The sequence below is a fragment of the Candidatus Desulforudis audaxviator MP104C genome, assembly GCF_000018425.1.
Taxonomy (GTDB): Bacteria; Bacillota; Desulfotomaculia; order Desulfotomaculales; family Desulforudaceae; genus Desulforudis; species Desulforudis audaxviator.
The window spans coordinates 587,073-608,568 of record NC_010424.1 but is presented as its reverse complement, the minus strand read 5'-3'; the positions used below and the strand labels follow the sequence as shown (position 1 = coordinate 608,568).

Genomic DNA, 21,496 nt, shown 5'->3' with positions numbered 1-21,496 from the left:
TTTCTCACACCTCTTGAAACCCTATTTGAACTCGTCGGGGTCGGCCTCTTCATACCTGCTCAAAAGCGGCGTTTCTTCCGGGCTCACCCCGGCGGCCGCCCATCCGAACAACTCCTGCGCGTCCTTTTGCACCTTGCGGTATAATTCGCGCAGGGGGATGCTCACCGGGCAGACCCGGCCGCATTCGCCGCAGTCGACGCACCGGCCGGCGACGTGCATCATCCGCATCAGGTGAAAAAAGCCGTTTTGACCGGGATTGGTCCGCTTGCTGATCCAACACGCCCCCTGCTGCCACCCCGGCACGGCCTGTTCAAAGGAACACTCCTTGCAGTTGCAGGCCGGGCAGGCGTTGCGGCAGGCGTAGCAGCGCAGGCACCGGGCGAACCGGCGCTCCCAGAACGCGCTCCTGGCTGCCGGCTCCAGAGACTCCAGCCGCTTCACCGCCGCGAAGCGGTCGCCGCCGGGCACCGCCGGCGAGGGTACTACCGGTCCGATCAATCTGTCGGCCGTCAGCGGCACGTTGTGCTCGCACTCCAGGCACTTGGCCAGCAGGTAATCCCGCTTGGGGAACTCGAAGGCGCCCCGGCCGGTGGTTAAAACGTACCCGTCGCCCCAGTCCTCCACCGCCACCAGTTCGGTATCCGGGGCCACCACCGCCAGCACCTTGGCCCGGTCCAGCATGCCGCCGCACGGCAGCCCCAGCGCTACCAACCGCTCCCGGGGAAACTGGCGGTCTGAAAGAATCCGGTTCAAGCCCCGGCTGTCGCACCCCTTGATAAACACGGCCAGGCGGGTGTCGGCGTAACGGTGGTCCAACAGGTATTTTACCAGGCTCGGCACGCAAAACGGGTTCCAGGTCAGCCTCGCGGCCTGCCGGACACTGGACGCGAAAAAGGGCATGACCCGGGCCAGGTCGGTGCCCGGCGCGTAGCCGATGACGTATTTGACCCGCTCTTCCTTGATCAGTTTGGCGGCTTCCCGCCGCACTTCGTCGGCGCTCTGCTTCACCGGTCATCCCTCATCTTCCGGTTCGGGCCTAAGGCGCGGATCTGTTCGGTCATCTCCCGCACCGTGTCCACCACCTTGCCCCCCTCGGAACCCGAGATCCAATGCAGCTGAAAACGGCTCGGCTCGAAGCCGGCGTACTCCAAAAGCCGCTTGAACAACAGGAAACGTCGTCTGGCGTGGTAGTTGCCACTAACATAGTGGCAGTCACCCGGGTGTCAGCCGGAAATCAGGACCCCGTCCGCGCCCCTTTGGAAGGCGCGCAGGACGAAGGCAGGATCGACGCGGCTGGAGCACGGCACCCGCATGATCCTGACGTGCGGGGGATAAGTCATCCGGCTCACCCCGGCCAGGTCGGCTCCGGCATAGCTGCACCAGTTGCAGAAAATCGCCAGGATCTTCGGCTCCCATTCACGGGAAGGGCTTATAGACATAAGGCCTCCAACTCCGCCAGTATTTGCTCGTTGGTGAACCCGCGCACCTCGATGGCTCCGGACCGGCAGGCCGCGTTGCAGGCCCCGCAGCCCTGGCACAGGCCGGTGTTCACCTTGACCACCGTTCGTTCCCGAGCCGGGTAGCCGCTGATCCGCTCGGTGATCACACCTGCCTCCAGCGCCCGGTACGGGCAGACCGGCACGCATAGAAGGCAGCCGGAACAAAGCGTCTCGTTCACCGTTGAGACCATGGGGCTGGTGACCAGCTCATCCCTGGACAGGAGTCCGGCCACCTTCGCCGCCGCGCCGCCGGCCTGGGCCACGGTGTCCGGAATGTCCTTGGGCGCCTGGCAGGTTCCGGCCAAAAACACCCCTCCGGTGTGGGTTTCCACCGGCCGGAGTTTCGGGTGCGCTTCCTGGAAGAAGCCGTCCTGGTCGGCGTTGATCCCCAGCAGCCGCGCCACGGCCGCCGCCCCCGCGGCCGGTTCCACGGCCGTGGCCAGCACCACGAGATCCGCGTCCACTTCCACCGGCCGCCCGAGCAGAGTGTCTGCGCCCTTCACCACCAGCCGCCCGCCGTCCTGGTAGATCTTGGAGACCCGCCCGCGGATGTACACGGCGCCCTCCCGGACGGCCCGCTGGTAGAACTCTTCGTAGCCCTTGCCCGCCGTGCGAACGTCCATGAAAAACACGAACACCCGGGCCCCAGCCACCTTCTCCAGCACCTGGAGGGCGTGCTTGGCGGTGTACATGCAGCAGATCCGGGAGCAGTACGCCCGGCCCTTGGCCTCGTCCCGTGACCCGACGCACTTCACGAAAACCACCGTTTGCGGCACGGCCCCGTCCGACGGGCGCCGGATCTTGCCCCCCGTGGGCCCGGCCGCGTTCACCAGCCGCTCGAACTGCAGGCCGGTGATCACGTCCGGATACCTGCCGTACCCGTATTCCCCGTAGACCCGCGCCCAGTCGAACAATTTGAAGCCGGTGGCGGCGACCACGGCCCCGACCTTTTCGACCGCCGTTTCCTCTTCCTGCTCGTACTCCACCGCGCCGGCCGGGCAGAGTTTTTGGCAGATCCGGCACTTGCCGGTCTTGAAATACCGGCAGTTCTCCCGGTCGATCACCGGCTTGTTGGGCACGGCCTGGGGGAAAGGAATGTAGATCGCTTTCCGGTCGCTCATTCCGGCGTTAAATTCGCTGGGCACCCGCACCGGGCATTTCTCCCAGCAGGTGCCGCACCCGCTGCACTTTGCGTGGTCCACGTAGCGGGCCTTTTGCCGAATGGTCGCCTCAAAGTTGCCGATGTAGCCGGTCAGTTTTTCGACCTCGGCGTAGGTGTACAACCGAATGTTTGGATGGGACACCGCGGACACCATCTTCGGGGTGCTGATGCACGCCGAACAATCCAGGGTGGGAAACGTCTTGTCCAGCTTGGCCATGTTCCCGCCGAGCGTCGGTTCCCTTTCCACCAGGATCACTTCGTGGCCGGCGTCGGCCACATCCAGGGCCACCTGAAGCCCGGCGATCCCGCCACCGATGACCAGGCAGCGCCTGGTGACCGGAATCCTGGATCCGGACAGCGGCTGGAGGCAGTTCGCCTTGGCCACCGCCCGCCGGACCAGGCTGAGCGCTTTCACCTGGGCCCGCTCCGGCTCCGGTCCGTGCACCCAGGTGCAGTGCTCGCGGATGTTGGCCATCTCCACCAGGTACGGATTCAGCCCGGCGCGTGCCAGGACCTTGCGGAAGGTCTCCTCGTGGAGCCGCGGGGAGCAGGAAGCGACCACCACCCGGTTCAGGCGGTGCTCCCGGACGGCCTGGATGATCTTGTTCTGGCCCGGCTCCGAGCACATGTACTTTTCGTCCGCGCTGTAGACCACCCCCGGCAGCCGGGCAGCCTCGGCCGCGATCCCGGGGCAGTCCACGACCCCGCCGATGTTCGAACCGCACCAACACACAAACACGCCCGTTCTGGGCATCGGCTACACTCCCAATGAGTCTACACTCGCAACCCGAATTTTACGAAATGCTTGTCCAGGCCCAGTTCCCGGGCCGAAAATCCCAAGGCCAGTCCGAGCAACTGGGTGAAATACAGCACCGGCAGGCGGAAGTCCGTGCCGAAGGCCCGGTTCACGTGCTCCTGACGGGCGTCGAGGTTGTTCTGGCAGAGGGGGCAGGCGCACACCAGGCAGTCCGCACCGGCGCGGCGCGCCACCTCCAGGATGTCGCGCACCAGCTTCAGCGTCACCGGTTCGTTCGCTACCCCGTGGGCCGCCCCGCAGCACTCGGTCTTGTAACCCCACGGCACCGGCTCCGCCCCGGCCAGGCGGATCAGATCGTCCATGGACCGCGGGTCTTCGGGGTCGTCAAACCCCGTGACGGCCGGTGGCCGAACCAGCAGGCAGCCGTAATAGCAGGCCGCTTTCAGCCCGTTTACGGGCCGTGAGATTTGCGTGTTCAGGTGTTCGGGATCCATACCCGCCAGCACCTCCAGCAAGGAACGCACGCCGACCCGCCCGCTGTAGTCCCGGCCGGTGACCTGCGCCACCTGGTCCCGAAGTCCGGGATCTTCCCCCAGTTCCTTGCGCGCCACCGCCAGCCGGTGGTAACAGGCGGCGCAGGGCACGAGCACATCGCCGGTGCCCTGTTCGTCGGCCAGGGCCAGGTTACGGGCCGCCAGTGCCACGGCCAGCAGATGACTGGTGCTGTGAGCCGAGGTCGCCCCGCAGCAGTTCCAGTCCGGGATTTCAGAAAGTCCGATCCCCAGCCGGCCGCACACCGCCCGGGTCGAAAGGTCAAACTCCCGGCCGGTGGCGTGCAGCGAACAGCCCGCGTAGTAGGAGTACTTCATTTACCTTCCTCCACGCGTTTAACCTCGGCGAAGATACGGGACACCTCCGCCGCCCCCTTGATCCGGGAGGGGCGGAATCTGAGCCGCCCCCGGACCAGCAGGCCGCGGGCTAGGTCACTGTCCTTGAATAGTTTCCCGGTTCTCAAGTTATGCTTTAGGCCGATGCCCAACTCGTGGGCCCGGCCGTGACGGCGCACCGAATCCAGGAAGATGTGGTGAAAGAGCGCCGCGCCGGCCCCCTTCCCGGTCCGCCCTTCGCGGCGGGCCATGATCCGCAGGGCATCCATCAGCCCGGCCAGGTCTACGTTCCGCGGACACCGGGTGCTGCAGGTCGCGCAGGTCGAACAGAGCCAGACCGCCCTGTTGTCCAGCGCCTCCTCCCGCAGTCCCAGTTGGATCAGGCGGATCACTTGGTGGGGCATCAGATCCATGGAAAAAGCAAGTGGGCAACCGGCCGTACATTTGCCACACTGGTAACAATTCGTGAGCCGTTGCCCGCTAAGCCTTTCAACTTCTTTGACAAACTGGGCGCCGTCCGCCGCCGCCCGGGAGAAATTCAGCACCTGCTCCGTTTCCTCCGCCCTGAAAGCAAAAAAAATAACAACCTGGTTTTCGATTATCTTCGCCGCCAAGGGCCAAAGTCCTCTAAAAAATGTGCGGGCCGTTTTTTCGGTTTCCCCTTGTCACGACTGCTCCGGACTGGTATAATGCAGACAGGATCCGGTGTGACCCGTGAGCAGGGTCGGGGGAGGCTCTCTGGTGGATGAGAGAGCGGTGATGTCCCCCCACACGGCGCAGCTCCACCCTGTGTCGGCTCCGTGGTAAGGCTGGGGAACACGTGAAAGAGCCCCCAGCGGAAGAACTTATACCCGCAGAACCAAAGCGGGTTTTTGATTTTGCCCGCCTTTTGCGGTTGGACTTCCTACTTGATGATCTTTGCCAGAATCGACTTCAGGAAACCCGGGAGACGAATGAAGTAGACACGCAAGACCTTTCCCTCCTCCAGGCGTTGATAGAGTATTTTATGGCTTTGAAGCCGCAAACGTGCCGTCAAAAAGAAACGCGGCCGTCGCTTCCAGCCCTGCCTCCAGGGACCCGTGCATCGGCGCCGCCGGCAGGGACTCCAAAAACAGGGCGCCATACCTTTTCCGTACCAGCCGGTTATCCAAAATAATCACCACGCCCCGGTCCGCGGTGGTACGGATCAGGCGTCCAAAACCCTGTTTCAGGCGGAGCACGGCTTGCGGTAGGCACAGGTCGTTGAAGTCACTCCGGCCCCGCCGGCGGACCTCCTCGCGCCGCGCCTGGAGCACAGGGCGGTTGGGCGGTTCAAACGGGAGTTTCACAATCACCAGGCAGGACAGCGCGTCCCCCGGAACGTCCACCCCTTCCCAAAAACTGGAGGCCCCAAACAGCACCGCCTGGGGTGTGTTGCGGAAATACTGCAAAAGACGCGCCCGCCCCCCGTCCAGGCCGTGACCCAACAGTTCCAAGCCTTGCTTTTCCAAGACGGGTTTCAGTCTTCTATATGCGGTGCGCAACGCTTTATGTGCGGTAAATAGTGCAAGCGTCCGGCCCCGGGTGACCCCGACGATCCGCCCGAGGGCATCGCTGACGGCGTCCAGGTAGGCCCCGTCCCCGTCTCCCGGGTCGGGCAGGTCGGTCACCACGTACAGCAGGGCCTGTTCGGCATAGGCGAAAGGAGAACCAACGATCAGGCTGCCCCGCAGGTCCCGCGGCAAATGCTCAAGCCCCACCCGCTCGTCAAAAAAGGAGAACGAACTTTGGACGGTGAGTGTGGCCGAAGTGAGAATGACCGGCTTGCCGGAGCGGAAGAAGCCGTCGTGCAAGAGCTCCCCTACGTGGACCGGCGCCGCGCGGAGCACGCCCTCGGCGGTCTGCCGCCCCCCGCCCTCGAGCCAGAAAACATACCCGGGATCGGCGGCCTCGTATACGAACTCCAGGTCGCTGGCCAAGCGCTTGCCAACCGCCAACTCCTGCTCGAGCCCCACCCGCAGTTCCTCCTGAACCGCCGGCACGGTGCTGTCGGTCAGCCGCTCGACCGCCCTAGACAGCCGTTGCACGTAGGCTTTCAGACTCCCGGCAAGTTCAAGGTAACTTCCCGCCGTTTCCGGGCACGCGTCCAGGGCCCGCGGACCGAGGCGCTCCGCCGCAAAGTCTTCCTCCGGAAGTTCCCGCCGCCGCAGACGCGCACCCAGCAGGGCGAAAAAACGCCGTACCGCCGCCAGCAGTGCCTCCCCGTCCCGGAGAAACTCATCCCGGTTGTCCGGGTAGAACTCGCCGATTCTTCCGGTCAGCCGGTTCAGCCCCTCCACCCACCGTTCCAGCGCGCCCCGCGATACGGTGGTCCCCAGTTGCTCGGTGGCCACCCCCTCGAGGTGGTGTGCTTCGTCCAGCACCAGGGCGTCGTATGCCGGCAGCAGTCGGTTTTCCATCTTCAGGTCGGAAAGCAGGAGTGAATGGTTGGTGATCACCAGGTGCGCCTGTTCGGCGGCCCGCCGGGCCCGCTGCAAGAAACAGACACTGTTGAAACGGCAGTACGCGTGCGCGCAGCCCCAGTCTCCCGCGGCCACTCCGTCCCAGAATCCCTTTTCCTCCGGCCGCAGGCTGAGTTCGGCCCGGTCTCCGGTTTTCGTCCGGGCCAGCCACACCGCAATGCGGGCATACAAGAAGCCCTCGTCGGGTAAAAAGCTCTGTTCATTCACGGCCGCTCCCCAACGCCGCAGGCAGAGATAGTGCCCCCGGCCTTTCAGGAGCACGGTCTTGAGCGGCGCGTCTAGCGCCCGGCCGAGAAGCGGTAGGTCTTTTTCCATCAACTGGTCCTGAAGGTTGACCGTATGGGTCGACACCACCACCCGGCGTCCCCCGTCCAGGGCCCAGAGCGCGGCCGGCACCAGGTAGGCGAAAGACTTGCCGGTCCCGGTGCCGGCTTCCACCGTGAGGACGGTCTGCTCCTCCAGCGCCCGGCCCACCGCCAGTGCAACCTGCATTTGCGGCCGCCGGTATTCAAAGTCGGCGAAGTGACGGGTCAGCACACCGCCGGGCCCCAGGAACGCTTCAACGGCCTGCGGGCCGAACCCGGGTACGGTCTTGACCCCGGCCCCGACCGCCGGAACCGCGGCGGGCCAATCACCGTCGCCTGCCGCCTGGATTCCGTGGTCCGGAAGGGTCTTGATCCCCAACCGCACCGCCGCGTCCACCAGCGGGAACCAGGGAGAACCGGGGGTCTGGGACAGGATGCGGTGCACCGTGGCCTGGGTGGTGAATTCGAGGCGGCAAAACCTTTCCAGGAGCGCCGTGAACAGCCCGGCCGCCGCCCGGGCGTCCTCCATGGCGCGGTGGCCCGGCCGTTCAGGCAGGTCCAGGTGCGCACACAGCAACTCCAGGCGGTACGACGGCAGTCCGGGCAGCACCAGCCGCGCCAGGTCCACGGTGTCGTACGCCTGCGTTGCCCGGTACCCGGCGTGCCTTTCCAGGAAGGCCAGGTCAAAATGCACGTGGTGCCCGACCACCGGCTCATTCCCGAGGAAGGCGGTCACCGCCGGGCGCACTTCGGACCAATCCGGCCTTTCCGCCAGGTCGGCATCGTCCAGGCCGGTCAGGCTCTTGATCCGCGCCGGCAAAGGTCGCGAGGGGCGCACCAGGGCGTGGAAAACCGCTCCGGGCTTCCCGTCCTCGACACGCACCAAGCCGACCTCAACAATCTCGTCTGCTTGAGGATCGAGGCCGGTGGTTTCCAAGTCCAGCACCACAAACGTGCGGGACACCGCTCACTCCCCTTACTCCCGGATTCCAGGCCCCGCCTCTTTTTCCGCGGGCGCGTCGCCTCCTGGCTCCGGCCCCGGGCGGGCTTCACCTGCAGCCGCCGGCTTGTGTTGTTTTTCGGGCCTCGGTGTGCCTTTGGAACCCATTTCATATCCGGCCAGTTTGGCCGTCAGCTCCTTGATCCGCCTGGCCATCCGGAACTGGCGCGCAAAACCCAACACCAGGGCGATCAGGGCTCCTGCGAACACCGATCCGAGAACGACCAGGGAGAGGGAAACATCCTTCACCCACCAGAACAGGAACTCAATATCCACCGGGTCCGCATTCTGCACCGCGAACACCGCCACCAGGAAGGCAAACAGCAACCCAAAAAACAAAAACAACTGCATTCCCCGCCGCCTCTCCTTTCCCAAAAGCCCACCGGGCCTTCTCAGGACCCGATCGGGTGTTTTACCACCGCCGCTAAACACCCTATAATAAAACCGCCGGTTCCCGGAGATACTCAGATTCTACCATAACCGGGCGGTGGAGGTGGGTCATGGGCGTAATAAAGCTCGGTATCTGTCAGATGCCGGTGACCGCGAGCAAGGAGCAAAATCTGAGCCGGGCCCGTCAAATGGCGGCTGAAGCCGCGCGGGCCGGGGCCCGGGTCGTGGTGCTGCCTGAAATGTTCAACTGCCCCTACCAGCACGAGTTCTTCACCCGCTTCGCCGAAACCTGCCCGGACGGGGATACCTTCCGAATGCTGACCAGCACCGCCCGGGAGTTGGGCGTGTACCTGATCGGCGGCTCAATTCCGGAAGCGGAGGACGGGCGCACCTACAACACCTGCTTCGTCTACGGCCCCGACGGGCGGATGCTCGGCCGCCAGCGCAAGCTGCACCTGTTCAACATTGAGACGGATGACCTGGTTTTCCGGGAATCGGACACCCTGTCCCCCGGAACCGGTCCGCCCACCGTCTTTGTCACGCCCCTGGTCACTTTCGGCGTGGCCATCTGCTTCGACCTCCGGTTTCCAGAATTGTTCCGGGACCTGGCGGCACGCGGTGCGGAGCTGATTGTCGCCCCCGCCGCCTTCAACACCTTCACCGGCCCTCCGCACTGGGAGTTGCTGCTGCGGGCCCGGGCCGTCGATAACCAGGTGTTTGTGGCCGGCGCCGGCCCGGCCTGGACGGAGGACAGTCCGTACCCCTACTACGGCCATTCGCTGGTCGTGAACCCCTGGGCTGAGGTAATTGCCTGCGCCGGTGAGCGGGAGACGGTGCTCCTGGCCGAGATAGACTTGGGCCAGGTCGCGGAGGTTCGGAAAAAGCTGCCCCTGCACCGGACCGAAAAGTCTACCTTAATTAAATTTTAGTGAAAATGTATGATAACACCCATTGCTGGTTATAATTCTACCGGACCCAGTAACAACCTAACTCCTCTCCCTTTCTGCTGTACCGCTTCGGTACAGCGTTTTTTATGCCCCGGTGAAACGAATCGGGCCCGGTAAAACCGTGTTTTTGCCGGGCCGAACACAGGTAAGCCCTGAAACCATCCGAGTCCGCCGGACGGTCAGGAAAGTGAAGTAATATACTTCTCGGCCCAGATGGCCGCTATCGCCCCATCGCCTACCGCGGTAGCGATCTGCCGCAGCGGGGTGCGGCGCACGTCACCCACCGCGTAAATCCCGGGCCGGGAGGTGCGCATATGCGAGTCGGTGATAATAAACCGGCGGTTATCGAGGTCCACGAGCTTCTCAACCAGGTAGCTGTTCGGCTGAATGCCCACGTAGACGAATACTCCGTCCACCTTCAGATTCCACTTTTCCCCGGTCTGGATGTTTTCCAGCACAATCCCGTCCACCGCTCTGTCCCCGCTGATGGCCAGCACCCTGGTGTTGGGCACCGTTTCAATCTTCCGGTTTTCTTCGATTCTCCGCTGCCCGACCCGCGAGCGCTTGATGCTCTCCCGGGGGTGCACCAGGTAAACGCGGGAGGCAAACCGGGAGAGGTAGTGCGCCTCCTCGACGGCTGCGTCCCCACCCCCGACCACGGCCACCGGCTGGTCCCGGAAAAAGGCGCCGTCACACACCGCGCAATAGGAGACACCGCGTCCCCGTAGACGGTCCTCGCCCTGCACCCCCAGGGGGCGGGGTCCGGTCCCGGTGGCGATCACCACCACCCGGGTGGAGACCTCTCCGTCTCGGGTGCGCAGGCGGTAATGGCTGTTGTCGGGCGTGATCTCGTGCACCTCGGTGAACTCTATCGGCAGACCGATCTGAAGCGCATGCTCCTCCATCCGGGCAATCAGGTCGGGACCGCTGATACCGCCCGGAAACCCGGGATAGTTTTCGACCTTCTCGGCGGAAAGGACGCTGCCGCCCAGAGCGCTCCGCTCGTACAGTACAACGTCCAGCCCCGACCGCACGGCGTATATCCCACAGGTCAGGCCCCCGGGACCACCGCCGATGATGACCAGGTCTTTCATCAGATTCATCACCTCATCGACTTATTGAAGGTCCGCCGCTCGCTTCCAGTTCCCGGGCCGCGGCAAGTACCCCGAGTTTTACGTATTCCCGGGAAAACCCGCCCTGCAGGTAGACGGCGAAAGGCTCGCGAAGCGGAGCATCGGCGCTCAGTTCCAGTGACGCGCCCTGCACGAAGGTGCCGGCGGCCATCACCACCCCGTCCCGGTAGCCGGGCAGGGGTGCCGGTTCGGGCACGGCGTGGGCATCCACCGGCGAAGCCTTCTGAATGCCCCGGCAGAAGGCGACCACCCGCTCCGCCGTCCCCAGGCGGATGGCCTGCACAATGTCGGTACGCCGGTCCGCAAAACCGGGCCGGACCTCATAGCCGAGCCGCTCAAACAGGCGGGCGGCGAAAACGGCCCCCTTCAACGCCTCAGCCACAAAATGCGGGGCCAGGTACAGACCCTGGAACAGAAGCCGCAAATCCCCCAGAGACGCCCCCACCGCCCGCCCCAGTCCCGGAGCAGTAAGCCTGGCGGCCGCCAGTTCCACACATTCCGCCGAACCGGCCAGATAGCCGCCACTCGGTGCCAGCCCGCCGCCCGGATTTTTGATCAACGATCCGCACACCAGGTCCGCTCCGACCTGGCAGGGTTCCCGGGTTTCGACGAATTCCCCGTAGCAGTTGTCCACGACCACGCAGACACGCGGAAACCGCAGCTTCACCGCGTCGATCAACCGGGCCATTGCCTCCAGATGCAAAGGCGAACGCCATTCATAACCCCTGGACCGCTGCAGGAGTATCACCCTGGTCCGCGGGCCGAGCGCGGCAAGCAACCCCTCCGGGTCGGGTTCCCCGTCCGGACTCAAATCGACCTGGCGGTAACTGACGCCCATTTCCGCAAGAGACCCCGGAGCCTCCCGGATACCGATCACCCGTTCCAGGGTGTCGTATGGTTTGCCGACTGCCACCAGTTCGTCCCCGGGGCGGCATAGTCCGAACAATCCGACCGCCAGCGCGTGGGTGCCGGAAACAATCTGCAGCCGGACCAGGGCTGATTCGGCGCCGAAAATACGCGCCCAGACCCGTTCCAGTACTTCCCGGCCCAGGTCGCCGTACCCGTAGCCGGTGGTACCCCGAAAGTGAGCTTCACTCACCCGTTGTTCGTGAAAGGCGGCCAGCACTTTTTGGTGGTTGAAAAAGGCCGTCTTTTCAATCTCGCGGCAGACACCGGTGATTTCTTGTTCCACCTCGTCCGCCAACATAAGCAATCGATCGTTCATCCGCTTCTCAGCAAGGGGCCCTTCCTGGGAAGGGCCCCTACTGTCCGACATTTCTGTGTTCAGGTGTCGCGCTGGTGTTCACCGGTCGGGACGGGCTCACCGTAGAAATCGCGTGTTTGTAGACCATCAACTGTTTGCCGTCGCTCTCCAGGATCACGGTGAAGTTGTCAAACCCCCGTACCGCGCCCTTAAGTTGAAAACCATTTACCAGGAAAATGGTGACCGGTATGTTCTCCTTACGTAACTGGTTCAAAAAGGCGTCCTGAAGGTTGATCTGCGTTTTGCTCATCGGGGTGCCTCCATGGTAAATTGTCTTATTTATCCTTCGCCGGAAACGAGATTACTCCTGCTCAATAGAACCAACAATTTCTCGGGCCGCTCCCACCGGGCCGCCGCATTCCTCCACGTCCAGCCAGCGAATCTGCTCGTCTCTCCGGAACCAGGTCAGCTGGCGTTTGGCGAACCGGCGGGTGTTTCTCTTCAGTATATGGATCGCTTCCTCAAGTGTTAGACTCCCGCGGAGATGGGCCGCGATTTCCTTGTAGCCCAACCCCTTCATCGCCACTAGTTCGGGACCGTAACCCTTTTCCAGCAGGGACTGTACTTCCCGCACCAGCCCCGCCCGGATCATGGCGTCGACCCGGTCTTCGATCCGCCGGTAGAGCCGGCCCCGTTCCATGTTCAGCCCGAACATGACCGGAAGGTACTTCGGCGCCCTGTCCCGCCGGTCCGGATAGCGGCTGAAGGGGATCCCCGACTGGTAGTACACCTCCAGAGCGCGGATGATCCGGCGCTGGTCGTTCGGATGCAGCCGACGGGCGGTAACGGGGTCGACCACCGCCAGATGGCGGTGCAGGCGCGCACACCCGTAAAGCTCGGCCGCTTCCTGCAATCTGTTTCTAAGCCGCCGGTCGGCCCGTACCGGAAACCGGTAGTCTTCGACCACCGACCGGATGTAAAGGCCCGTGCCGCCGACCAGCAGCGGAACCCGTTTCCGCCCGAGAATACCGACTATTGCCTCCCCGGCCAGTTGCTGGTACCGCGCCACATTGAACTCCTCATCCGGGTCCACGACGTCGATCAGGTGGTGCGGTACACCCCGCATCTCGGAAGCGGACGGTTTGGCCGTGCCGATATCCATCCCCCGGTAGACCATCATCGAATCGGCCGAAACGATCTCTCCGCCGCAGGCCAGGGCGACATTGATGCCGACTTCGGTTTTCCCCGTGGCCGTGGGTCCGGTGATTACGACCAGCGGGGGCGGCACGGTCACGCCTCATCCCCGTCCTTTGCGATGATCCCGTAGGCCACCGGTGAATAGCGGCCCCCGGTGATCCGCCGGAAGCCGAGACGTTCGAACTCGGGGCTGCCCGCCCGCTCCTTCAGCACCACCCGCCGGCGCGCCACGCGGACTGCCTCACCAACCGACTCCGGATCGAGCGCCCGCGCGTCGGCCAACGGCCGCAGCGGTTCCATCGCGCTCGAAGCATGACGGGGCACCCGGAACATGGGATCGAAATAGACCACGTCAAAACTGTCGTTCTCCAGAGCCTGCAGGTACTCCCGGTGGTCGGCCGTCACAACCTCCACCCGCCGCATCGCCTCGGCCGGCGGGCCGCCGCCCGCGTAATTCTCCAGGCCGCACCGCACCAGCATCGCGACCACGGGCACGACTTCCAGCCCCACCACCCGGCCCCCGGCACCCACCACGTGACTGGCGACCAAGGCGTCGGCCCCCAGACCCAGCGTGCAGTCCAGCACGCTGTCCCCGGCCTTGAGCCCCATAGCTTGTATCATCTGGTCAGTTTTCCCAGCCTCTATTCTTCTTATGCGCACCTTGCCCAGTCCGGGATGAAAGAAAAACTCCCTCCCGGCGAACACCAGCCCCACGCGGTTGCGGGACACTACCACCACCGCTTCCGCCCCGGATTTTCTGCGCAGGGCCTCCAGGCTTTCGCGGCTGCGGGACACGTACGGCAAACCCAGCGTACGGCTTATCTCCTCGGCCTGCAACCGCTGCGCCCGGCGCGGCCGGATGGAGGTCGTGACCAGGATGCTCACGGCGTGGCTCATTCGCGCTGAAACCTCCGCGCCAGTTCCGGAAAACCGATCCTGATCAGAGTTGGACGGCCGTGCGGGCACAAGTATGGCTCCGCGCAACGGCCGAGGTCCGTCAAAAGCGCGGCCGCCTCCGGGCCGGCTGGCTTGTCCCCGCCGCGGACCGCCCGGTGGCAGGCCAGAACCGCCGCCACCACCCGGCGGAAAGCGTCCGCGTCCACCGGCCGTTCCCCGGCCAGCCGGTCCAAAACGTCGGTCAACAAGACGGCCTCCGCACCCGGCCGCAGGAAGGAAGGCACCGTCCGGATCAGATAGGCGCCTTCTCCGAACGGATCGACCTCAAAACCGGCCTGCCGCAGGAAAGGGCCGTAATCCTCGAGGGTTTGCGCCTCCCGCCCCCGTATCTCCACCATGACCGGGACCAGAAGCTGCTTCCCGGCGGACTGCTCCAACGTACGAAGGTACTGCTCGAACAGGACCCGCTCGTGCGCCGCGTGCTGGTCCAGGATGTAGAGCCCGTCCGCCCCCCCGGCCAGGATGTAGGCCGGCGGCAGAAAGCCCAGGGGCTGCAGTTGCGGAAAGCCCTGGTAACCGGTGCTTTCTTCGCGCAGTTCCGGCTCCCCGCCTTGGAAGGTCACCTGCACCGGTATCCGGAACCCGGTGCCCGCACCGGGAAAACAGGCAGATTCCAGGTGTCCGCACTCTTCCACCGGGATTTGTATCTCCCGGTGCAGGGCCTCACGTACGGCCCGGTGCACCACGACATACACGTCCCGGGGCTGGCTGAAGCGGACTTCGTGCTTCGCCGGGTGCACGTTGACGTCCACCATTCCGGGCTCGACCGACAGATGCAGCACCAGTACCGCGTGCCTTCCTGCCGGCATCGCGCCATGCAGTGACTCCTCGGCCGCCGCCCCCAGATACGCGCTGCGGATGTACCGGCCGTTCACGAAAAACACCTGGTGCCGCCTGCTGCTCCGGGACACTCCGGGCCGGCCCACGTAACCCGATACCCCAAGCCCGCGTTCCTCAAACCGCACCGGGACCATTTCCCGGGCCACCGCGGCCCCGAACACCGCACCGATCGCATCCAGGAGGTCACCCGACCCGGACGTCGCCAGCACCTGGCGGCCGTTGACGGTCAGGCGGAAAGCAACCTCGGGCCGCGACAGGGCCAGGCGGCCCACCATCTCCGAGATCATCGCCCCCTCGTGGGCGGCGCTCCGGACAAACTTCTTGCGTGCCGGCGTATTGAAGAAAAGGTCGCGGACCGTCACCACCGTTCCCGGGGGGCCACCGGACACGCCCGCCGAAAGCACCAGCCCGCCCTCAGTTTCGAGCACGGTCCCGGCGGACGACGCCGCCGGCCGGGTGCGGAGCGTCAGGCGGGAAACGGCCGCGATGCTGGGCAGAGCTTCTCCCCGGAAACCAAGCGTCCGGACCGCCTCCAGGTCTTCCGCCGCAGTGATCTTGCTGGTCGCGTGCCGCTGGAGGGCCAGTTCGGCGTCGCCCGGTTCCATTCCGCACCCGTCGTCTGTAACCGTGATCCTTTCCAGACCACCGGCGGCTATGTCGATGTGCACCACCCGGGCTCCAGCATCCAGTGCATTTTCCACCAACTCCTTGACCACGGCCGCCGGCCGCTCTACTACTTCGCCCGCCGCGATCCGGGAGACGGTGTCGGCATCCAGAACCCTGATTCGCGCCATACTTTTCACCTGCTTCTTGTAGACGGCACCCCAAGAAACTGTTCAACAATGCGTCCTTGCCATCAAGCCATCCGGGGAAGTCTTAAGAACTCTGACTTCCGCCCCCGGGCACGCCGCCGTCCCTTCGCGCCCCCGGACCGGTTGGACCTCGGCCGTCATTTCAGCTTGTCCCCTCGCTTCCCCGGCTCTTTTTCCGCGTTCCCGCCGGGGCGGCGTTTGCACCGCCGGTCCGCTCCCGGATCAGTCTCCGTTGCCACTCATCAAGCTTGCTCAGGGCTTCGAGCGGCGTCATGTTCAACACGTCCAGCCGGCGCAGTTCACTCAGCACCGGGTGTTCCTTCTGCCGGGGAAATAGTTCGAGCTGGGCCGTAGCGCTCCGTTTCCAGCGCTCGGCCGCCTGGCCGTTCTCGAGCCGCTCCAAGACTTCCCGGGCCCGGACGATCACTGCGGGCGGCAACCCGGCCAGGCGGGCCACCTGAATCCCGTAGCTGCGGTCAGCCTTCCCCGGCACCACGCGGTGCAGGAAGACGATCTCGTCGCCCTCTTCGGCCACGGTCACAGTGTGGTTCACCACCCCGGGAAGAGCGTCCAGGGTGGTCAGCTCGTGGTAGTGAGTGGAAAACAGGGTCTTGGCCCCTACCCGCCGGTGAAGGTATTCGATCAGCGCCCGGGCCAGGCTCATGCCGTCGTAGGTGCTTGTCCCGCGCCCTACCTCGTCCATGACGATCAGGCTGGACGGAGTGGCCTGCTCCAGGATAGCCCGACATTCGTTCATTTCGACCATGAACGTGCTCTCCCCGCCCGCCAGATTGTCAGCCGCCCCGACCCGGGTAAAAATCCGGTCCACCACCCCGATTTCGGCCGCTTCGGCCGGCACAAAACTGCCTATCTGGGCCATCAGAACGATCAGAGCCACCTGGCGCATGTAGGTGCTCTTCCCGGCCATGTTCGGCCCGGTCAGGATCATGATCCGGCAGTCTGAGTCGAGCAGGACGTCGTTCGGGACAAATCGCCCGGGCCCCAGCACACGCTCCACCACCGGGTGCCGTCCGTTCTTGATCCGGATCCGGTCCGCGTCGTCGACCACGGGGGCGGTGTAGTTTTCGCGCACGGCCGCCTCGGCCAGGGAGGCGAGGGCGTCCAGGCGGGCTACCGCGCGGGCCGACCGGCCGATCCGTGCCAGTTCGGAGTGTACCCGGTCCCGCAGTTCCACGAACAGGCGGTACTCCAACTCCACCATCCGCTCCCGGGCCCCCAGGATCAGGCTCTCGTACTCTTTCAGTTCGGGGGTGATGTAACGTTCCGCGTTCACCAGGGTCTGCCGGCGCCGGTAATCCTCCGGGACCAGGTGCTGGTTCGCCCTGGTGACCTCGATGTAGTAACCGAACACCCGGTTGTAACCCACCTTCAGGGACCGGATTCCGGTCCGCTCCCGCTCCTGCGCCTCCAGCCCGGCCAGCCACTCACGCGCCCGGGTGCTTGCCTCCCGCAGGCGGTCGACCTCCGGATCGTAGCCCGCACGGATAAGGCCCCCTTCCCGCAGGGACAACGGCGGGTCGTCGGCAAGCGCCCGTTTCAGCAGGTCCACAAGCTCGGCGGGCGGATCGATATCGGCCGCCAGGCGCCCCAGAAGTCCCGGTTCACCTTTCAGCAGGTCCCGTACGCCGAACATTGCTTCGAGCGAAGACGAGAGCGCCAGCAAATCCCGGGCGTGGGCCGTGCCGTACGCCACCCGGCCGGCCAGGCGCTCGATGTCGTACATACCTTTCAACCGTTCCCGCAGTGTTTCCCGCTTGATCCGGTCGGCCGCAAGTCTCCCCACCGCGTCCAGCCGTTCCCGGATTTCCTCCACCACCAGCAGCGGCTGCTCCAGCCACTGGCGCAACCGCCGGCCGCCCATCGCCGTGACCGTATGGTCCAGCACTCCAAACAGCGTGTGCCGGCGGCCGCCGTCCCGGGAAGCGGTGAGTTCCAGATTGCGTCTGGTGGCGCCGTCCAGGAGCATATGCCTTTCCGGCAGCGGGCTGCGCACATAACGGAGGTGTGAAAGTACGCGTTTCTGGGTCTCATTCAGGTAGACCAGCAGTACGCCGGCGGCCTGCCTGGCGGCCGGGTGCCGCGCCCAGGAGGCGGACGCAACGGCATCCGGCCCGAAGTGGGCTTCCAGGGTCCCGGCAGCCGCTTCGAGATAAGGGTCCGGCACGGTGACGACGGCGGCGGGGACATGGTCTCCAAATTTCCGGGGGGGCTCGGGAACCTCCCCCCCCCAGGGGACACCCGCCAGAAGCACTTCCCGCGGCGCCAGCCGGGCCAGTTCCTCCACCAGCCTTGTCCAGGCCGTATCCCCCGTGTAGGTCCCGACGATAAAGTCGCCGGTGCTCACATCGGCGGCCGCCAGTCCCCAGCCGTGCCCCGCCCGGCCCACGGCCGCCAGGTAGTTGTTGCCGCGTTCATCCGGCAATTGTCTTTCAATCAGCGTGCCTGGAGTAACCACGCGGGTGACCTCCCGGCGCACCACACCCCGGGCGGCTTGTGCGTCTTCAACCTGTTCGCAGATCGCCACCCGGTATCCTCCGGCCACCAGCTTACCTAAATAGTTCTCCACCGCGTGCACGGGTATGCCGCACATCGGCACTCGCCCCAGCTCTCCGGCGTCCCTCCCCGTTAGGGCGACCTCCAACACGGGCGCGGCCTTCTCGGCATCCTCAAAAAACATCTCGAAGAAGTCGCCCATCTGGAAAAACAGGATCGCATCCGGATACCGGCTTTTGATTTCCCGGTATTGTCGCATCATGGGAGTAACCGCCACTGCCATACCTCCGCCGGGCCTGATTGCTGTGGCCATTATAACACGCCGGTCCTCTCCTCAAAAAGGGAAACCCCGGAAACACACCGAAACAAAGACGGCCGGGAATCTCTCCCCGACCGCCACTTGAATCAAACTTTACTGATGCTACCGGCTGTTTCAACCCGACACTAAGATGTCGGCCCGCACCCGGAGGGCCCGCACGACGCTCACCCGCTCGGCGTGCAGGTGTTTCCGGTAATGGCCTGCTGCAGAATCCGGTTAATGTCATTGATCATTTCGTGAAACTGGCGCTGCGCTTCCATGAATTCCTTGATCTTCGGGTTTGCGGTCATCCGCTGGTGCAGGTTCACCAGTTCGTCCTGCTCCTCGCCGGTGAGTCTCCGGCCTGCCGAGCGCGCCTCGACCATTATGCGCTGCTTCACCTGGAACTCGCGGATCATGTCGGCGGCCGCCGGATCGGCGTGCACAGTCGCTTCCGCTTCCCGCATCTTCTTCAGTTCCGCGGATTGGGAAATCTCCTGGCCCAGTTCCATGGCTTTCAGGATTACCGACACTCTGTCACCTCCTCGAACTTCTACGACCTGCAAGACAAAACAACAAGACCTGCAAAACGGGAGGCCTCAGTGATTACCTTGCTGATTATTGACCTAATTATAACGGAGGTTCGGAAATAAATGCAACCCCTATCCCGACCAGGGATCGGTCTCACCCCGGAGGTAAGCGTCGATCGTACGGGCCGCGGTCCGCCCCGCGCCCATGGCCAGGATGACCGTCGCCGCCCCCGTGACCACGTCCCCGCCGGCGAACACCCCGCGCCGGGTGGTCGCTCCGGTCGCCGGATCAGCGATGATCGTTCCCTTCCGGCTGGTGGCCAACCCCGAGGTGGTCGCCTGAATCAACGGGTTGGGCCGCTGCCCGATGGCGATGATGACCGTATCCACGTCCAGGAAAAACTCAGACCCCGGCACCAGGTTTGGCTGGCGGCGCCCGGAGGCGTCCGGTTCACCCAACTCGCAGCACATACACTCCAGCCGGCTCACGCAGCCGGTCTCACCCGCCTCGTACCGCACCGGCGCACTTAGAAACTGGAACCGCACCCCTTCCTCGGCCGCGTGGTGCCGCTCTTCCCGCCGGGCCGGCATTTCCTCCTCGGAACGGCGGTAGACAATCCGCACATCTTCGGCCCCTAGGCGCAGCGCCGTGCGGGCCGCGTCCATAGCCACGTTTCCGCCGCCCAGCACCACCACCCGGCGTCCGATCAACACGGGGGTGTCGTACTCTGGGAACTCGTAGGCGTGCATCAGGTTCACCCGGGTCAAAAAGCCGCTCGCCGACTTGATGCCGGGCATGTTTTCACCCGGCAGGTTCGGGAAAAGTGGGGTGCCAGCCCCCGTACCGATGTACACGGCCTCGAACCCCTCGGCAAAAAGCTCGTCGACGGTGACCGTCCGGCCCACCACCACGTTGCACTCGATCTGCACGCCCATGCGGCGCAGGACGTCGATCTCGGCCTGCACCACCCGCTTCGGCAGACGGAACTCCGGAATCCCGTAAGTCAACACACCCCCGGGTTTGTGCAGGGACTCAAAGATGGTCACCGCGTGGCCCCGCCGGGCCAGGTCGGCGGCACAGGTCAGCCCGCCCGGGCCCGAACCCACCACCGCCGCTCTTTTGCCGCTAGGGGCCGCCACGGGGGGCGCTTCCCTATCCCGGGCCAGTTCGAAATCCCCCACGAACCTTTCCAGCCGGCCGATGGCCACCGGGTCGTGTTTCTTGCCCATGGTGCAGAACTTCTCACACTGGTTCTCCTGGGGACAAACCCGGCCGCAGATGGCCGGCAACAGGTTTTGCTCCTGGACTTTTGCGGCCGCAGCTTCGAACCGGCCGTCCCGGATCAGCCCGATAAAGGCCGGGATGTCCACTCCGACGGGACAGCCCTGCCGGCAGTTTGCCTCCTTGCACTGGATGCACCGCTGGGCCTCGGCCACCGCCTCTTCGGGAGTGTACCCCAGCGCCACCTCTTCAAAGTCCCGGATTCTCTCCCGCGGATCCCGGCAGGACATGGCCACCCGCCGGGGAATGATCTTCTTTTTGACCTTTTGCCCGTCTCCCCCGCCTAACATCGTCCGCCACACCCCGCCTCGTACCTGGCCAGCGACTCCTGCTCCTGAGCGCGGTAACGCTGCAACCGCTGGGCCAGCTCCGCAAAATCAACCTCGTGCCCGTCGAACTCCGGCCCTTCGACACACACAAACCGGGTCTCACCGCCGACCGTAACGCGGCAAGCGCCGCACATCCCGATGCCGTCGACCATAATCGGGTTCAAACTGACGATTGTTTTCAGGCCGAACTCCTTGGTCACACCGCAAACCGCCCGCATCATGGGGAGCGGCCCCACAGCCACCACCCGGTCGGGAGGGTTCTCACGCCCGGCCACCTCCCGGAGCACGTCGGTCACAAAACCCTTGCGCACGTAGGAACCGTCATCGGTAGTGATCAAGAGTTCGTCCACAGTCTCCCGGAGCCGGTCTTCCCAGAACAGGAGCTCCTTGGTCCGCGCCCCCACGACCGCGATCACCTCGTTCCCGGCCTTCTTGAGCGCCCGGCAGATCGGGTAGATGCAGGCCACGCCCACGCCGCCGCCGACGCAGGCCACGCGGCCGAATTTTTCAATCTCCGTCGGGTTCCCCAACGGCCCGACAAAATCCAGGATACCCGCCCCTTCCTCCAGGCTTCCCAACAGCCGGGTGGTCTTGCCGACCTCCATAAAAACGACCGTAACGGACCCCCGCTCCGGGTCGCAGTCCGCTACGGTAAGTGGAATCCTCTCCCCCCGCTCGTACACGCGCAGCATCACAAACTGTCCGGCCTGGGCCTTTCTCGCCACCCGCGGCGCCTCGATCTCGAGGAGCTTCACGGACGGGGAAAAGACCTCTTTCCTCAAGATCCTGTACAAATGCTCCCTGCCCCCCTCGGCATACTCCCCTGGGTAAACCCGCTGGGATGTCCCCCGGCCCCACTCCGAACGCCCGGCAAAACTCTTGTTAAGATTTGCGGGGAAGGCCGTGAACGGCTATCCCCGCCTCAAGAACCTTGTACGGTGATCATCTCGTT

18 protein-coding genes are annotated in these 21,496 nt (G+C 64.7%); 1 reads left to right on the top strand and 17 read right to left on the bottom strand.

What is annotated here, in order from left to right:
• Positions 1-21: 21 nt before the first annotated feature.
• From DAUD_RS12900 to DAUD_RS02845, 7 genes are all read right to left on the bottom strand, one after another.
• Positions 22-1,008 carry a 4Fe-4S dicluster domain-containing protein gene (locus tag DAUD_RS12900; protein ID WP_012301697.1) on the bottom strand — a complete coding sequence of 329 codons (987 nt, stop codon included), beginning with the start codon at positions 1,006-1,008 and terminating at the stop codon, positions 22-24.
• Entirely contained in the window at positions 1,005-1,439 is a 435-nt protein-coding gene (locus tag DAUD_RS02870) for a hydrogenase iron-sulfur subunit (protein ID WP_012301696.1), read from the bottom strand. The genes DAUD_RS12900 and DAUD_RS02870 overlap by 4 nt, the downstream gene beginning before the upstream one ends.
• The gene (locus tag DAUD_RS02865; protein WP_012301695.1) at positions 1,430-3,415 is read right to left on the bottom strand and encodes a CoB--CoM heterodisulfide reductase iron-sulfur subunit A family protein; all 1,986 of its coding nucleotides are present in this window, start codon (positions 3,413-3,415) and stop codon (positions 1,430-1,432) included. Before DAUD_RS02865 ends, DAUD_RS02870 begins: the two co-directional genes overlap by 10 nt.
• Before the next feature lie 20 nt (positions 3,416-3,435).
• On the bottom strand, positions 3,436-4,287 hold the full coding sequence (locus DAUD_RS02860) for a CoB--CoM heterodisulfide reductase iron-sulfur subunit B family protein (RefSeq protein ID WP_012301694.1): 852 nt from the start codon (positions 4,285-4,287) through the stop codon (positions 3,436-3,438).
• Positions 4,284-4,919, bottom strand: coding sequence for a 4Fe-4S dicluster domain-containing protein (locus DAUD_RS02855; protein ID WP_012301693.1), 636 nt, complete (start codon positions 4,917-4,919; stop codon positions 4,284-4,286). The genes DAUD_RS02860 and DAUD_RS02855 overlap by 4 nt, the downstream gene beginning before the upstream one ends.
• Before the next feature lie 390 nt (positions 4,920-5,309).
• Positions 5,310-8,075 (bottom strand): helicase C-terminal domain-containing protein, encoded by a 2,766-nt coding sequence (locus tag DAUD_RS02850; RefSeq protein WP_012301692.1) that lies wholly within the window; start codon positions 8,073-8,075, stop codon positions 5,310-5,312.
• A 12-nt stretch (positions 8,076-8,087) separates the two neighbouring features.
• Positions 8,088-8,462, bottom strand: coding sequence for a LapA family protein (locus tag DAUD_RS02845; protein ID WP_012301691.1), 375 nt, complete (start codon positions 8,460-8,462; stop codon positions 8,088-8,090).
• Positions 8,463-8,611: 149 nt separating this feature from the next.
• On the opposite strand from DAUD_RS02845, the gene DAUD_RS02840 reads away from it, so the two are divergent.
• Positions 8,612-9,430, top strand: coding sequence for a carbon-nitrogen hydrolase family protein (locus DAUD_RS02840; protein WP_012301690.1), 819 nt, complete (start codon positions 8,612-8,614; stop codon positions 9,428-9,430).
• Positions 9,431-9,627: 197 nt separating this feature from the next.
• Here the strand turns inward: DAUD_RS02840 and trxB are convergent, their stop codons facing one another.
• The 10 genes from trxB to DAUD_RS02790 form a co-directional block, all read right to left on the bottom strand.
• Entirely contained in the window at positions 9,628-10,542 is a 915-nt protein-coding gene (gene trxB, locus DAUD_RS02835; protein ID WP_012301689.1) for a thioredoxin-disulfide reductase, read from the bottom strand.
• Positions 10,543-10,555: 13 nt separating this feature from the next.
• Entirely contained in the window at positions 10,556-11,788 is a 1,233-nt protein-coding gene (locus DAUD_RS02830) for a methionine gamma-lyase family protein (protein ID WP_408609609.1), read from the bottom strand.
• Between the two features lie 55 nt (positions 11,789-11,843).
• Positions 11,844-12,095 (bottom strand): RNA chaperone Hfq, encoded by a 252-nt coding sequence (hfq, locus tag DAUD_RS02825; RefSeq protein ID WP_012301687.1) that lies wholly within the window; start codon positions 12,093-12,095, stop codon positions 11,844-11,846.
• 51 nt (positions 12,096-12,146) lie between these two features.
• Complete coding sequence (gene miaA / locus DAUD_RS02820) at positions 12,147-13,079, bottom strand: tRNA (adenosine(37)-N6)-dimethylallyltransferase MiaA (RefSeq protein ID WP_012301686.1); 933 nt, start codon at positions 13,077-13,079, stop codon at positions 12,147-12,149.
• Positions 13,076-13,879, bottom strand: coding sequence for a class I SAM-dependent methyltransferase (locus DAUD_RS02815; RefSeq protein WP_012301685.1), 804 nt, complete (start codon positions 13,877-13,879; stop codon positions 13,076-13,078). The genes miaA and DAUD_RS02815 overlap by 4 nt, the downstream gene beginning before the upstream one ends.
• Positions 13,876-15,573 (bottom strand): DNA mismatch repair endonuclease MutL, encoded by a 1,698-nt coding sequence (mutL, locus tag DAUD_RS02810; protein ID WP_012301684.1) that lies wholly within the window; start codon positions 15,571-15,573, stop codon positions 13,876-13,878. The genes DAUD_RS02815 and mutL overlap by 4 nt, the downstream gene beginning before the upstream one ends.
• 160 nt (positions 15,574-15,733) lie before the next feature.
• Positions 15,734-18,388 (bottom strand): DNA mismatch repair protein MutS, encoded by a 2,655-nt coding sequence (gene mutS / locus DAUD_RS02805; protein ID WP_408609604.1) that lies wholly within the window; start codon positions 18,386-18,388, stop codon positions 15,734-15,736.
• 200 nt (positions 18,389-18,588) lie between these two features.
• Complete coding sequence (locus DAUD_RS02800; protein WP_012301682.1) at positions 18,589-18,936, bottom strand: YlbF/YmcA family competence regulator; 348 nt, start codon at positions 18,934-18,936, stop codon at positions 18,589-18,591.
• Between the two features lie 129 nt (positions 18,937-19,065).
• Entirely contained in the window at positions 19,066-20,505 is a 1,440-nt protein-coding gene (gene gltA, locus DAUD_RS02795) for an NADPH-dependent glutamate synthase (RefSeq protein ID WP_012301681.1), read from the bottom strand.
• Complete coding sequence (locus DAUD_RS02790) at positions 20,499-21,338, bottom strand: sulfide/dihydroorotate dehydrogenase-like FAD/NAD-binding protein (protein WP_012301680.1); 840 nt, start codon at positions 21,336-21,338, stop codon at positions 20,499-20,501. Before DAUD_RS02790 ends, gltA begins: the two co-directional genes overlap by 7 nt.
• Positions 21,339-21,496 lie beyond the last annotated feature (158 nt).

Bases quoted from the DNA above. Each gene is read 5' to 3' on its own strand.
- DAUD_RS02865 (WP_012301695.1), bottom strand. From the start codon at position 3,415: ATGCCCAGAACGGGCGTGTTTGTGTGTTGGTGCGGTTCGAACATCGGC.
- DAUD_RS02860 (WP_012301694.1), bottom strand. From the start codon at position 4,287: ATGAAGTACTCCTACTACGCGGGCTGTTCGCTGCACGCCACCGGCCGG.
- DAUD_RS02845 (WP_012301691.1), bottom strand. From the start codon at position 8,462: ATGCAGTTGTTTTTGTTTTTTGGGTTGCTGTTTGCCTTCCTGGTGGCG.
- DAUD_RS02840 (WP_012301690.1), top strand. From the start codon at position 8,612: ATGGGCGTAATAAAGCTCGGTATCTGTCAGATGCCGGTGACCGCGAGC.
- trxB (WP_012301689.1), bottom strand. From the start codon at position 10,542: ATGAAAGACCTGGTCATCATCGGCGGTGGTCCCGGGGGCCTGACCTGT.
- DAUD_RS02830 (WP_408609609.1), bottom strand. From the start codon at position 11,788: ATGTTGGCGGACGAGGTGGAACAAGAAATCACCGGTGTCTGCCGCGAG.
- hfq (WP_012301687.1), bottom strand. From the start codon at position 12,095: ATGAGCAAAACGCAGATCAACCTTCAGGACGCCTTTTTGAACCAGTTA.
- DAUD_RS02815 (WP_012301685.1), bottom strand. From the start codon at position 13,879: ATGAGCCACGCCGTGAGCATCCTGGTCACGACCTCCATCCGGCCGCGC.
- mutL (WP_012301684.1), bottom strand. From the start codon at position 15,573: ATGGCGCGAATCAGGGTTCTGGATGCCGACACCGTCTCCCGGATCGCG.
- mutS (WP_408609604.1), bottom strand. From the start codon at position 18,388: ATGGCAGTGGCGGTTACTCCCATGATGCGACAATACCGGGAAATCAAA.
- gltA (WP_012301681.1), bottom strand. From the start codon at position 20,505: ATGTTAGGCGGGGGAGACGGGCAAAAGGTCAAAAAGAAGATCATTCCC.